The sequence below is a fragment of the Cellulosimicrobium sp. RS genome, from assembly GCF_046159675.1.
GTDB lineage: Bacteria > Actinomycetota > Actinomycetes > Actinomycetales > Cellulomonadaceae > Cellulosimicrobium > Cellulosimicrobium funkei.
The window spans coordinates 191,381-204,466 of sequence record NZ_JBJXVU010000001.1 but is presented as its reverse complement, the minus strand read 5'-3'; the positions used below and the strand labels follow the sequence as shown (position 1 = coordinate 204,466).

General features: G+C 74.9%; 13 protein-coding genes. 5 read left to right on the top strand and 8 right to left on the bottom strand.

Annotated elements, in window-relative coordinates:
• Positions 1 to 86: 86 nt before the first annotated feature.
• Together aceB and ACI769_RS00875 are read left to right on the top strand one after the other, a co-directional pair.
• On the top strand, positions 87 to 1,802 hold the full coding sequence (gene aceB, locus ACI769_RS00880; protein WP_034653672.1) for a malate synthase A: 1,716 nt from the start codon (positions 87 to 89) through the stop codon (positions 1,800 to 1,802).
• Between the two features lie 177 nt (positions 1,803 to 1,979).
• A complete protein-coding gene (locus ACI769_RS00875) occupies positions 1,980 to 2,843 on the top strand; it encodes a hypothetical protein (protein ID WP_137280196.1) in 864 nt (287 codons plus the stop codon).
• 48 nt (positions 2,844 to 2,891) lie between these two features.
• Here the strand turns inward: ACI769_RS00875 and ACI769_RS00870 are convergent, their stop codons facing one another.
• Positions 2,892 to 3,329 (bottom strand): helix-turn-helix domain-containing protein, encoded by a 438-nt coding sequence (locus tag ACI769_RS00870; RefSeq protein ID WP_081600010.1) that lies wholly within the window; start codon positions 3,327 to 3,329, stop codon positions 2,892 to 2,894.
• Positions 3,330 to 3,483: 154 nt separating this feature from the next.
• On the opposite strand from ACI769_RS00870, the gene ACI769_RS00865 reads away from it, so the two are divergent.
• On the top strand, positions 3,484 to 3,849 hold the full coding sequence (locus ACI769_RS00865; protein ID WP_085388296.1) for a DoxX family protein: 366 nt from the start codon (positions 3,484 to 3,486) through the stop codon (positions 3,847 to 3,849).
• A 143-nt stretch (positions 3,850 to 3,992) separates the two neighbouring features.
• Here ACI769_RS00865 and ACI769_RS00860 read toward each other — a convergent pair whose 3' ends face one another.
• The 6 genes from ACI769_RS00860 to ACI769_RS00835 form a co-directional block, all read right to left on the bottom strand.
• Positions 3,993 to 4,784 carry a membrane protein insertase YidC gene (locus ACI769_RS00860; protein ID WP_043654817.1) on the bottom strand — a complete coding sequence of 264 codons (792 nt, stop codon included), beginning with the start codon at positions 4,782 to 4,784 and terminating at the stop codon, positions 3,993 to 3,995.
• 115 nt (positions 4,785 to 4,899) lie between these two features.
• Complete coding sequence (locus ACI769_RS00855; protein ID WP_034653680.1) at positions 4,900 to 5,184, bottom strand: DUF6412 domain-containing protein; 285 nt, start codon at positions 5,182 to 5,184, stop codon at positions 4,900 to 4,902.
• A gap of 81 nt (positions 5,185 to 5,265) precedes the next feature.
• A complete protein-coding gene (locus ACI769_RS00850; RefSeq protein ID WP_085388297.1) occupies positions 5,266 to 5,757 on the bottom strand; it encodes a DUF779 domain-containing protein in 492 nt (163 codons plus the stop codon).
• 158 nt (positions 5,758 to 5,915) lie between these two features.
• Positions 5,916 to 7,439 (bottom strand): aldehyde dehydrogenase family protein, encoded by a 1,524-nt coding sequence (locus ACI769_RS00845; protein ID WP_085388298.1) that lies wholly within the window; start codon positions 7,437 to 7,439, stop codon positions 5,916 to 5,918.
• A gap of 180 nt (positions 7,440 to 7,619) precedes the next feature.
• A complete protein-coding gene (locus tag ACI769_RS00840; protein WP_085388299.1) occupies positions 7,620 to 8,933 on the bottom strand; it encodes a GAF domain-containing protein in 1,314 nt (437 codons plus the stop codon).
• 68 nt (positions 8,934 to 9,001) lie between these two features.
• Entirely contained in the window at positions 9,002 to 9,922 is a 921-nt protein-coding gene (locus ACI769_RS00835) for a LysR family transcriptional regulator (protein ID WP_085388300.1), read from the bottom strand.
• Between the two features lie 90 nt (positions 9,923 to 10,012).
• Here ACI769_RS00835 and ACI769_RS00830 point away from each other — a divergent pair, with 90 nt between their 5' ends.
• Complete coding sequence (locus ACI769_RS00830) at positions 10,013 to 11,407, top strand: aspartate aminotransferase family protein (protein WP_409141050.1); 1,395 nt, start codon at positions 10,013 to 10,015, stop codon at positions 11,405 to 11,407.
• 7 nt (positions 11,408 to 11,414) lie between these two features.
• On the opposite strand, the gene ACI769_RS00825 is transcribed toward ACI769_RS00830, so the two are convergent.
• Positions 11,415 to 11,945 (bottom strand): cyclopropane-fatty-acyl-phospholipid synthase family protein, encoded by a 531-nt coding sequence (locus ACI769_RS00825; protein WP_085388302.1) that lies wholly within the window; start codon positions 11,943 to 11,945, stop codon positions 11,415 to 11,417.
• Between the two features lie 136 nt (positions 11,946 to 12,081).
• On the opposite strand from ACI769_RS00825, the gene ACI769_RS00820 reads away from it, so the two are divergent.
• Positions 12,082 to 12,993, top strand: a complete 912-nt coding sequence (locus ACI769_RS00820; protein ID WP_021483735.1) for a sulfurtransferase — start codon at positions 12,082 to 12,084, stop codon at positions 12,991 to 12,993.
• Positions 12,994 to 13,086: the final 93 nt, after the last annotated feature.

Here is a 13,086-nt window from a genome sequence, read left to right as displayed (position 1 = left end):
ATGACCACGCCTCTACCTCGCGGGACCCAAGCCCTACCTCGGCCTGCCAGAGCTCTACCTCGCGACATCGACCTTCGGAGCACGCCATGACCACGCTGACCACGACCACCTCTCCCCCGTCGTCCCCTGCCCCCGCGAGCAGCCCGCGGGTCACCGGGACCCTGCGCGTCACCGGCACGCTGGGCGAGCGCTACCGCGAGATCCTCACGCCCGAGGCGCTCGACTTCCTCACGCTGCTGCACGACCGGTTCGTGGCGCGCCGCCACGAGCTGCTCATGGACCGCCAGCAGCGCCGCCAGGACGTCGCGGACGGCATCGACCCCGACTTCCGCGCCTCGACGCGGCCCGTGCGCGACGACCCGTCGTGGCGCGTCGCGGGCTCGGCCGGCGCGCCGGGACTCGAGGACCGCCGCGTCGAGATCACCGGCCCGACCGACCCCAAGATGACGATCAACGCCCTCAACTCCGGCGCCAAGGTCTGGCTCGCAGACGCCGAGGACGCGTCGAGCCCCACGTGGCGCAACGTGATCGAGGGCCAGCTCGCGCTGCACGACGCGATCCGCGGGACGCTGACGCACACGACCGGCTCGGGCGAGCACCGCAAGGAGTACCGCCTGCGCTCGACGACGCTCACCGACCTCCCGACGATCGTGTTCCGCCCGCGCGGGTGGCACCTCATCGAGAAGCACATGCGGTACGTCGACCGGGCGGGCGTGAGCGTCTCGGCGTCGGCGTCGCTCGTCGACTTCGGGCTGTACCTGTTCCACAACGCGCACGAGCTCGTGGCGCGCGGGCGAGGCCCGTACTTCTACCTGCCCAAGCTCGAGGGGCACCGCGAGGCCCGGCTGTGGAACGACGTGTTCGTGCTCGCCCAGGACTACCTCGGCCTGCCGCAGGGCACGATCCGCGCCACGGTGCTCATCGAGACGCTGCCCGCGGCGTTCGAGATGGAGGAGATCCTCCACGAGCTGCGCGACCACTGCGCCGGGCTGAACGCCGGGCGCTGGGACTACCTGTTCTCCGTGATCAAGGCGTTCCGCACGCGCGGCGACTCGTACGTGCTGCCCGACCGCGCGCAGGTCACCATGACCGCGCCCTTCATGCGCGCGTACACCGAGCTGCTCGTGCAGACGTGCCACCGGCGCGGCGCGCACGCGATCGGCGGCATGAGCGCGTTCATCCCGGACCGCCGTCGGCCGGACGTCACCGAGCGCGCGTTCGAGCAGGTGCGCGCGGACAAGCGCCGGGAGGCGACGGACGGGTTCGACGGCACGTGGGTCGCGCACCCCGACCTCATCGAGGTCGCGCGCACCGAGTTCGATGCGGTGCTGGGGGACGCGCCGAACCAGGTCTCGCGGCAGCGCGACGACGTCCGGGTGGGCCAGCACGAGCTGCTCGACATCGGGTCGGCCCGCCGGGCCGGGGCCACCGTCACCGCTGCGGGGCTGCGCTCGAACGTCTCCGTCGGGGTGCGGTACCTCGAGTCGTGGCTGCGCGGCGTCGGGGCCGCCGCGATCGACCACCTCATGGAGGACGCCGCGACGGCCGAGATCTCGCGGTCGCAGGTGTGGCAGTGGATCGCGTCCGGCACGCGCACCGAGAACGGCGTGCCGATCACGCGCGAGCGCGTCGAGGCGCTGCTCGCGGAGATCGTCGACGACCTGCCGCGCACCCCGGGGAACCGGATCGACGACGCCGCGCACGTGTTCCGCGCCGTCGCGCTCGCCGAGGACTTCCCGACGTTCCTCACCATCGGGGCGTACTCGCAGTTCCTCGTGGGTTCCGAGGTGGACCAGCCGTAGCGCGGTCTCCCGCCCTCCACGGCCCCGGTGCCGTCGCCCCACCCGGCGGCGGCACCGAGGCCGTGCTCACGGGCGCGTGCCATCGCCCTCGACGGCGGAGACCGCAGTGTGGGAGCATCCGGCCACGCACGGTGGCACCTGTCGTCCGGGCGCCCGCCCGCACGACACCGGAGCACCATGAGCACCCCTGTGACGCCGCCGTCCTCGCCGACGCCCCCTCCCGGCCCGCCGCCCTCCTCCCCCGGCCCGGCCGCGCACCCGAACCCGTACGCGGCGCCGCCGTCCGCAGCGCACCCCGGCCCTCCGTACGCGGGCGCCCCGCAGCCCCTCGCACCGCACCCGGGACCGCCGCACCCCCACGTCCCGCAGCCGGCCCCGCCGCGCGCGGCACCGGGGCGTGGCGGTCTGTCTCGGACGGCCGTCGGGCTGCTCGTCGGGGTCGTGTGCCTCGTGGTCGGGGGCGGGACGGGGTACGCCGCGGGCGTCGCGACCGACGCCGGCGCCCGGATCGCCGCGTGGGTCACGGCCCCGACCGACGACGCGTACGGCGACGAGTGGCCGGGCGACGGCTGGTCGGACGAGGACTGGCCCGAGGGCGACTGGGAGGGCACGGGCACCCGCGACGACCCGTGGCTGTTCGACGGGTACACGATCGGCGGCGAGGAGTGGGAGGTCCTCCTCGAGGAGCCGTACGAGGCGACCGCGGACGTGCTCGCGCACGACGACGTCAACGCCCCGCCGCCCGACGGCGTCGAGTACTGGATCGTGCCCGTCACCGCCACCTACACCGGGTCCAGCTCGCAGGTGACCGCGTGGGGCGCGGTCGACGTCGGGTTCGTCGGCGACGACGGCGTCCACGCCGAGAGCGGGTGCGGCGCGGTGCCGCACGCGCTCGTGAGCACGGGCCTCATCGGCTCGGGCGACACCGTGACCGGCAACGTGTGCCTCGCGGTGCCGGCGGGCGCCCCCGGCCTCTGGACGCTCTCGCTGGAGCGGTACGAGCCCTGGTACCTGCGCGCGGCCGACCCGCTCGCGGGCTGACCGCCCTGCGTCCGACCCGCTCGGTCCCCCGCGGGTAGGACGGCCCCGTCAGCCCGCGGGGCGCCGCGCGTCGAACACGTCTCGGTTCTCGCGGATGGTGCGCGTGTGGGCGAGCGCCCATTCGACCAGCGCGAGCACGGGCGGCAGCAGCGTCTCGCCGAGCCCTGTGAGCGCGTAGTCGACGCGCGGCGGCACGACGGCGTGCACGGTGCGGCTCACGAGGCCGTCCCGCTCGAGCTGGCGCAGGTTGAGGGTGAGCATGCGCTGGGAGATCCCGTCGATCCCGTGGAGCAGCTCGGTGAAGCGCTGCGGGCCGGCGGAGAGCATCCCCAGGATGAGGACGCTCCACTTGTCGCCCACCCGGTCGAGGACCGAGCGCACCTCGCTCGTCGCCTCCGCCGCGGCGCAGCCGCGGTCGACCGGGATGCCGTGGCGCTCGGCGAGCTCGCGCACCACCGGCACGTCCGTGCTGGGCGTCGTCGTCATGGGTGTCTCCGTCTTCTCCGGGTGCTGCTCCGTGTGCCTCACGCACACCGGTGTGCCTTTTGTACCGGTGCTCATGGTTACCCATCATGTGCCCAGGCACAAAGAGTGACCGGCCATCCTGGGCCGTCGCCGCCTCCTCTCGAAGGACTCACGCATGAACGTCGCCCTGTGGATCGCCTCCGGTCTGCTCGCCGCCGCCTTCCTCGGCGCCGGGCTCATGAAGGCGCTGCGCCCGATCCCCGTGCTCCAGGAGCAGATGCGGTGGGTCACGCCCGAGCGCGCGGCGGGCGTGCGCGCCATCGGGTGGCTCGAGGTGGCCGGCGCCGTCGGAGTGATCCTGCCCTGGGCGCTCGGCGTCGCGCCGGTGCTCACCCCCGTCGCCGCGGTCGGGCTCGCGCTCACGCAGGTCGGCGCGATCCCCCTGCACCGGCGCCTCGGCGAGGCGAAGGCCGTCCCGGCGAACGTGGTGCTGCTCGCCCTCGCGGTGTTCGTCGCCGTCGGCCGGTTCGCGGCGCTGTGACCCGCGGGCGGGCCGCGGCCCGCCCCCAGGCCGCCCCGGGGCTGCGGGGAGCGCGCTGACGGCCTCGCGCAAGGGCGACAGGTCGGCCCTACCCCGACACTCTCGCGCGGCCGACGGTCCGCTGGACAGCCCCGCGGCCTCCGCTACGCCGTCGCGACGAGCGGGTACCGGCGGCGCAGGACGAGGCGCTGCCCGAGGGTCCACGTCACCGTCACCAGCAGGTACAGGCCCGCGGCGAGGGGCACGAAGCAGGCGATCACGGCGGTGACGAACTGCAGGGCACCGAGCGCGTTCTGCAGGCCCGGGCCGGAGAGCACCGCCGCACCGGACATGCTCGGCCCGGTGTCGGCACCGGGCGTCGTCCGGGGCAGCGCGAGCCGACCGCCGGGCAGGGAGGCGCGGCGCGTGAGCTCGCCGACGAGGGCGATCGCGAGCACGACCACGCCGGCCACGACCACGGTCGGCACACCACCCGCCCCGAGCCCGCCGACGAGGCTCGAGCCCAGGGGCGCGCCGAACAGGGTGTGGCCGAGCAGCGCGTTGCTGTGGCCGGCGATCTCCGCGTGCAGGAACAGCGCGTAGACCACCCCGACCACGGGCGCCTGGGCCAGCATCGGGAGGCACCCCGCGAGCGGCGTCGTGCCCTCGCGGGTGTAGAGCTCCACGGTTGCGCGCCGCAGCCGCTCGGGGTCGTTCCGGTGCCGACGCTGGAGCTCGGCGAGCCGCGGTGCGAGACGCGCGCGGTCGCGCTCCGCCTTCGCCTGCGACACGCCGACGGGGACGAGCAGGGCGCGCACGGCGAGCGTCAGCAGGACGACGGCCGCCGCGGCCGCGGCGCCGCCCGCGAGGGGTTCGAGCAGGTCGGACAGGCCCATCAGCGCGCGGTACGCGGCGTCGAGCACGGTGGAGACGAGCGGGAGGTCGAGCAGGTTCATGGTGGTGTCCTCGGTCGAACGTGCGGGGTACGCGTTCGCCGATCACCCTGCGGTGGGCAGGCAGCAGCACGCCGCGCAGCGACGCGGGTGCGGGTGGGGCCCCTCGGCCGGGTGATCAGCCGAGGAGTCGGCCGGGAGCCCGGGGTCGGGCACGACCCGGGGCGTCCGGGTCGCTCTGCGTGACGGCGGGACCGACGTCGACCGTGTCGCGCAGGCGGCCCGCGGGGCGAGCCGCCACACCGAGCGCGAGGGGTGCGCCCCAGCGCGCGGCCACGGCAGCCACGGCCGCGACGAGGGCGGTGGCGCCGAGGAGGAAGAGCGTGGCCGTGAGGGTCGACGTGCCGAGCAGGAGCGTGAGCGCGGAGGCGAGGTCGCGCGCCACGACGAGCAGGTCGTTCATCGCACCGCCTCCTCTCCGGGCCGTCGGGGCCCCGTAGGGCCCGCCGTCGGGCCCGTCGTGGAGCCCGTCGGTGAGGTCAGCCTAGGCCACGTCGAGCGCCGCCCACTCGTCGTCGGTGAGCAGGCGCGACCGGATGATGAAACGCACGCCCTCGGGCGCCTCCACGCTGAACCCGGCGCCGCGGCCGGGCACGACGTCGATCGTCAGGTGGGTGTGCTTCCAGTACTCGAACTGTGCGCGGCTCATCCAGACGGGCACGACGAACCGGCCCGCCGCGCCGTCCGCCCCGGCGGGGCCGTCCGCCCCGGCGGGGCCGTCCGCGCCGGGACCGTCCGTGCGACCGGGCGCGTCGACGACGAGGTCACCGAGGTGCACGTCGGCGTCGCCGAGCAGGAATTCGCCCTGCGGGTAGCACATGGGCGACGACCCGTCGCAGCACCCGCCGGACTGGTGGAACATGAGCTCGCCGTGGACCGTCCGCAGCCGCGCGAGCAGCGCCGCGGCGTCGTCGGTGAGCGCGACGCGCGCGGGTGTCGCGCCAACCGGGCGGACCGAGGAAACGTCGTCGACCACGAAACTCTCCAGGTGTCGGCCGACCAGGCGATCCCGGCGCCGCGAGCAGGTGGTCGTGGTCCGTCCGGACGGCCGGACGAGCCAAGACCACCTGCTCGGCGGCCCCGGGGGGAGCCGAGCCCGTGGTCGGTAGGGCGGGCAGGGCGGGTGGGGTTGGGCTAGAAGAAGCCGAGCTTCTGGGCCGAGTAGGAGACGAGGAGGTTCTTCGTCTGCTGGTAGTGGTCGAGCATCATCTTGTGGTTCTCGCGGCCGACGCCGGAGCCCTTGTAGCCGCCGAACGCGGCGGCGGCGGGGTACGCGTGGTAGCAGTTCGTCCACACGCGCCCGGCCTCGATGGTGCGGCCCGCGCGGTAGGCGGTGTTGCCCGACCGCGACCAGACGCCGGCCCCGAGCCCGTACAGGGTGTCGTTGGCGATCGTCATGGCGTCGTCGAAGTCGGAGAAGTCGGTCACCGCGACGACGGGCCCGAAGATCTCCTCCTGGAAGATCCGCATCGAGTTCTTGCCCTCGAAGATCGTGGGCGTCACGTAGTACCCGCCCGCGAGGTCGCCGCCGAGCTCGGCGCGCGACCCGCCCGTGAGCACCTTCGCGCCCTCGGCCTTGCCGATCTCGATGTACGACAGGATCTTCTCGAGCTGGTCGTTCGACGCCTGCGCGCCGATCATCGTCTCGGTGTCGAGCGGGTTGCCCTGCCGCACCGCCTTCGTGCGCTCGATCGCGTCGCCGAGGAACGTGTCGTAGATGGACGACTGGATGAGGGCGCGCGACGGGCACGTGCACACCTCGCCCTGGTTGAGGGCGAACATCGTGAACCCCTCGAGAGCCTTGTCGTAGAAGTCGTCGCGCGCGTCGGCGACGTCGGAGAAGAAGATGTTCGGCGACTTGCCGCCGAGCTCGAGCGTGACCGGGATGATGTTCTGGCTCGCGTACTGCATGATCAGGCGGCCGGTCGTCGTCTCACCCGTGAACGCGATCTTGCGGATGCGGGGGCTGGACGCGAGCGGCTTGCCCGCCTCGACGCCGAACCCGTTCACGACGTTCACCACCCCGGGCGGCAGCAGGTCCCCGACGATGTCCATGAGGAAGAGGATCGACGCGGGGGTCTGCTCGGCGGGCTTGAGCACGACGCAGTTGCCCGCCGCGAGCGCCGGGGCGAGCTTCCACACGGCCATGAGGATCGGGAAGTTCCACGGGATGATCTGGCCGACGACGCCGAGCGGCTCGTGGAAGTGGTACGCGATGGTGTCCTCGTCGATCTCGGAGATCGACCCCTCCTGCGCGCGGATCGCGCCCGCGAAGTAGCGGAAGTGGTCGATCGCGAGCGGGATGTCGGCGGCGAGCGTCTCGCGGACGGGCTTGCCGTTCTCCCACGACTCGGCGACGGCGATCCGCTCGAGGTTCTCCTCCATGCGGTCGGCGATCTTGTTGAGGACGTTGGCGCGCTCGGTCGCGCTCGTGCGGCCCCACGACCGGGCTGCGCCGTGCGCGGCGTCGAGCGCGCGCTCGATGTCGTCGGCGGTGCCGCGCGCGACCTCGGTGAAGGTCCGGCCCGTCACGGGGCTCGGGTTCTCGAAGTACTGCCCGCCGGCCGGCGCGACGTACTCGCCGCCGATCCAGTGGTCGTACCGGGCCTTGTACTCGGCGATCGCCCCGTCCGTGCCGGGGGCTGCGTAGACCGTCATCGTCTGCCTCCTCGCAGTGCTGACTCGCAGTGCTGGTCCTCGCCGCGCCCTGGGGGAGGTCGCCGTCGGGCGGGGAGCGTCCGACGGCGGTGCGCGGCCCGGCGCCTCGTCGCGCCGTGCGGCCGACGGTAGGCGGCGCAGGGTTGCAGGACCGTTGCAGCGGGCGGCCCCTGCCCGACCTCAGGCGAGCTCGTCGTCGAGCAGGTCGAGGTGGGCGCGGGCGCGCAGCCACAGCGGGCTGCCGTGGTCCGTGACGCGCTGCAGCCGCGTCCACGCGGCGTGGTCCTCGGCGCCGTCGTCGGTGCGCGTCCACGCGTCGAGCACGTCGGCGCCGCCCGCGGCTACGACGGCGGTGCGCAGCTCGGCCGCGAGCTCGGCGCGCAGGTGCTCGACGGCAGGCGCGCCCGAGCGCGGCAGGAGCGGCGCGCGGTAGGCGGCGACGGCGCCGCGGACGTCGCCCACCGCGAGGTGGTCCCGCACGACGTCGGCGTCGGTCCGCAGGGGTCGCGCGAGCCGGTAGGGGCGCGATCCCGCGAGGAGCGCGCCCGCGACGCGCCGCAGGCGCGACACCTCGGCGCGGACGGTCACGTCGGAGAGCTCGCCGGGGTGCAGCAGGACGGCGAGCTCGTCGGCGGACAGCCCGCGGGGGTGCGTCGCGAGGAGCACGAGGATCTCGGCGTGCCGCAGCGAGAGGCGGTGGTCGAGACCGTCCGGCGAGCGCAGCACGGGCGCCGTGCCGAGCACGAGCAGCTCGGGCGCGCCGTCGCGGGGAGGTCCCGGGAGCCGGCCCGGGCCGTCGTCGGGACCCGTCGCCGCAGCGCGCTGGGCGAGCTCGCGCTCGAGGCTCAGCACCGTCGCGCGCACGAGCGACAGCACGACGCCCGACGCGGCGGACTGGCGCCCCGTCACGTCGAGGACCCCGAGGACGCGCCCGCTCGCGGGGTCGTGGACGGGCACGGCCGTGCAGCTGAACGCCTGCACGGGCCGGGAGAAGTGCTCGGCGCCGAGGACCTGGACCGGGCTGCGCGTCGCGAGCGCGGTGCCGGGCGCGTTCGTCCCGACCCGTTCCTCGCGCCAGACCGACCCCTCGACGAACCCGACCCGGTCGACGGCGTCGCGCAGCGCCCGGTCGCCCTCGACCCACAGGAGGCGGCCCGCGTCGTCGGACACGGCGACGACGAGGCCGTCGTCGGCGGCGGCGTCCACGACGAGCTCGCGCACGACCGGCATGACGCCCGCGAGCGGGTGCGCCTCGCGGTAGGCGACGAGGTCGTCGTGGGCGAGGCCCGAGTCGGTGCGGGGCGCCTCCGGGTCGACGCCGCTGTGCACGGACCGGCGCCACGAGTCGGCGACGAGCGGGTGGACGCCGCGCGGGAGGACGCCGTGGTCGAGGAACGAGCGGTAGGCGGCGCGCACGGAGCGCGGGTCGCGGCGCGCGTCGGGGCGGCGCGGGTGCTCCTCGGAGCGGGGCGGCGGTGCGGGAGTGCGCGGCACGGGACCTCCACGTCGTCGTGCGGTGCTGGGGCCAGTGTAGGTCGCGCGGGATCCGGCGCGAGCGGGCGTCAGCCGGTGCCGGCAGGCCCGGGACCGGCGACCTCGCGCGCGACGCGGCGCAGGGTGCCGAGGACGACGGTGGTCGCGGCGGTCGGCGGTGACCCGCGGCGCACGGCCGCGTACACCGGGCGGGTCCGGGGCACGCGGAGCGGGCGGGCGTCGACGGCGTACCGCGGGTCGACGGCGAGACCCGGCAGCAGCGCGACGGACAGCCCGGCCTCGACGTGCGCGAGCAGCAGCTCGTAGCTGGGCAGCCGGGCGACGACGCGCGGCTCGAAGCCGGCCTCGCGGCACGCGCTCTCGACGAGCGTGGACAGGTAGCGCCCGGGAAGGTCGGCCGCCCACGGCGCGTCGGCGAGGCGCGCGAGGTCGGCCGGCTCGCCGGGGGCCTGGTCGCCGCGCGCCGTGACGAGCACGACCGGGTCCTCGAGCAGCGGGACGGTCGCGACGTCGGGCCCGGCGAGCAGCGCGCCGTCGAGCAGGTCAGCGGTCACCGCGACGTCGACGTCCCCCCGCCGGAGCGCGGGCCCGCTCTCGCGCGGGTCGAGCTCGTCGACCTCCACCTCGACGCGCGGGTGCTCGACGGCGAGCCGCGCCGCGAGCGGGATGACGAGCGCGCGCACCGCGCTCGAGAACGCGGCGACCCGCACGACGCCGGCCGGCTCGCCGTCGGGATGGGCGAGCTCGGCCTCGGCGAGCGCCATCTGGTCGAGGATGACGCGCGCGTGCCGCGCGAGCGTGCGGCCGGCAGGCGTGAGGCGGACGCGTCGGCCCGTGCGCTCCAGGAGGCGTGCGCCGGTCTCGGCCTCGAGCGCGGCGAGCTGCGCGGAGACGGCCGACGGGCTCAGGTGGAGCGAGGCCCCGACGGCGCGCACGGTCCCGAGGCTCTCGAGCCGCGCGAGGATCTGCAGCCGGGCCGCGTTGAGCAAGTGCGCACTCCTCTCTGTGCGGGTTCTTCGCACAGACTGTACGCAGACTCGCGCTGTACGCGCACAGCCGTGCATCCCTACGCTCCGAGGATGACGTTCCCGCCCTCCCCCGCGCCCGCCCCGCCGTCCGCCCCGTCCCCCGGTGGGGGCCGGGCCGCCGCGGACGACGCCGCGCGGTTCTGGGCCGACGCCGACCGTCACCTCGTGCGGTACGGCGGGCCGTTCACGCCGGAGATCGTCGAGAGCGCGGCGGGCAGCTTCGTCACGACGGCGGACGGGCGCCGGGTCCTCGACTTCACGTCCGGGCAGATGAGCGCGATCCTCGGGCACAGCCACCCGGCGATCGTCGAGACGGTGCGCCGCCAGGTCGGGACGCTCGACCACCTGTTCTCCGGGATGCTGTCGCGCCCGGTCGTCGACCTCGCGCGCCGGCTCGCGGACACGCTGCCCTACCCGCTCGAGAAGGTGCTCCTGCTGACCACCGGGGCCGAGTCGAACGAGGCCGCGATCCGGATGGCGAAGCTCGTCACGGGGCGGCACGAGGTCGTCTCGCTCGCCGGGTCGTGGCACGGCATGACGCACGCCGCGGCCGCCGCGACGTACAGCGCGGGCCGCCGCGGCTACGGCCCGACGGCGCCCGGCAACCTCGTCATCCCCGTGCCCAACGCGTACCGGCCCGACCACGTCGCGCCCGACGGCACGCACGACTGGCGCCGCCAGCTCGACCTCGCGTTCGACCTCGTCGACGTGCAGTCGACCGGCAGCCTCGCGGCATGCCTCGTCGAGCCGATCCTCAGCTCGGGCGGGATCGTCGAGCTCCCACCGGGCTACCTCGCGGCGCTGCGCGACAAGTGCCACGAGCGCGGGATGCTCCTGATCCTCGACGAGGCGCAGACGGCGCTGTGCCGCACGGGTTCCTGGTACGCGTTCGAAGGGCGCGACGGCGAGGAGCCCGTGGTGCCGGACATCCTCACCCTCTCCAAGACCCTCGGTGCCGGGCTCCCGCTCGCCGCGGTCGTCACGAGCGCCGAGATCGAGGCCCGCGCGCACGAGCGCGGCTTCCTCTTCTTCACGACGCACGTCTCGGACCCGCTCGTCGCGGCGGTCGGCACCACCGTGCTCGACGTGCTCCAGGCCGAGCGGATGGATGCCCGCGTCCGGGTGCTCGGCGACCGCCTGCGCGCCGGGCTGCTCGACCTCCAGGACCGCCACGCGACGATCGGCGACGTCCGCGGGCGCGGGCTGCTCCAGGGCATCGAGCTCGTGCTCGACCGCGAGACGAAGGAGGGCGCCGACGCCCTCGGCGCGCTCGTCACGCGGCGTGCGCTCGAGCTCGGGCTCCACATGAACGTCGTGCAGCTCCGCGGCATGGGTGGCGTGTTCCGCATCGCGCCCCCGCTCACCGTGAGCGAGGAGGAGCTCGACCTCGGCCTCGAGCTGCTCGACCGGGCGCTCGGCGACGCGGCGCGCGAGCTCTTGGGCTGACCGCCCGTCATCCGGGCGGATCGGCCACCCGGCGCGCGCCGACGGCGAGCACCCCGTCACGCACGACCGTCACCGGGCCCAGCGCGGGGACGTCGAGCGACGCGCGGACGCAGTCGCGGACCCGGTCGTCGGCGCCGTCGGGCGTCTGATGGACGAGCCAGATCGCTCCGCCCGGGACGAGCAGCGCGGCGAGGGCGCTCGCCTCGGCGTGGGCCACGCGCGTCCAGAAGACGTTGACGTCCACCGCGAACGCGACGTCGAACGGGCCGCCGGGGACGTCCGGACCGCCGGTCGCCGCGAGCTCCCCGCGCCGCACGACGAGGCGGCCGTCGTCGACAGCGACCCGGTTGCGCGCCGTCGTGCGGGCGACCGCCGTGGCGGACCGGTCGAGCGCGACGTACCGCACGCCGGGGTGGGTGGCGAGCACGAGCTCGGCGGCGGCCCCCGGGCCGGGTCCGATCTCGAGCACGGCCTCGTCGCCGCGGAGGTCGAGCAGCTCGACGGCGCGCCGCACGCGCTCCGGGACGGTCGCGGTCACGCGTCCAGTGTGGCTCCCGGAGCGAGCGTCCGCAGCGTGCGTTTACACCGTCTCAGCATGCGTCGTCCGCCTTCCGTGATGCGGACGGCCGACCTAGCCTGACGAGCGAACGCCCACCACGCGCCCGGAGGACACCATGCCCGCACCGCTCGACACCAGCGAGAAGATCACGCAGTACGCCCACCCCGACCGCCTCGTGAGCACCGACTGGCTCGCCGAGCACCTGGGCGAGCCGGGCGTCGTCGTCGTCGAGTCCGACGAGGACGTGCTGCTCTACGAGACCGGGCACATCCCCGGCGCGGTGAAGATCGACTGGCACACCGACCTCAACGACCCGGACACGCGCGACTACATCGACGGCAAGGGCTTCGCCCAGCTCCTCGGCAGCAAGGGCATCGCGCGCGACACGACGATCGTCGTCTACGGCGACAAGAACAACTGGTGGGCGGCCTACGCGGCGTGGGTCTTCACGCTGTTCGGCCACGAGGACGTGCGCCTGCTCGACGGCGGCCGCGGCAAGTGGATCGCCGAGGGCCGCGAGGTCACGACGGACGTCCCCGAGCCGGTCGCGGTCGAGTACCCGGTCGTCGAGCGCGACGACGTGACGATCCGCGCGTTCAAGGAGGACGTCCTCGCGCACATCGGCAACGGGCCGCTCGTCGACATCCGCTCCCCGCAGGAGTACACCGGCGAGCGCCTGCACATCCCCGACTACCCGGAGGAGGGCGTGCTGCGCGGCGGGCACATCCCGACGGCGCGCAACGTGCCGTGGGCGACGGCGGTCGCGGAGGACGGCACCTACAAGTCGCGCGAGCAGCTCGAGGCGATCTACCAGGAGGGCGGCCTCGGCCTCGCGACGGACGACGAGGTCGTCACGTACTGCCGCATCGGCGAGCGGTCGAGCCACACGTGGTTCGCACTCACGTACCTGCTCGGCTTCGACAAGGTCCGCAACTACGACGGCTCGTGGACCGAGTGGGGCAACGCCGTGCGCGTGCCGATCGTCAAGGGCGAGGAGCCCGGCGAGGCCCCGGCGTCGCTCAACTGACCCGCGTCCCGCGCGAGCGTGCCCGACGGCGCGCGGCCCGTCCTTCACGACGGGCCGCGCGCCGTCGGCGTGCCGCGGGCATACGACGCGTCC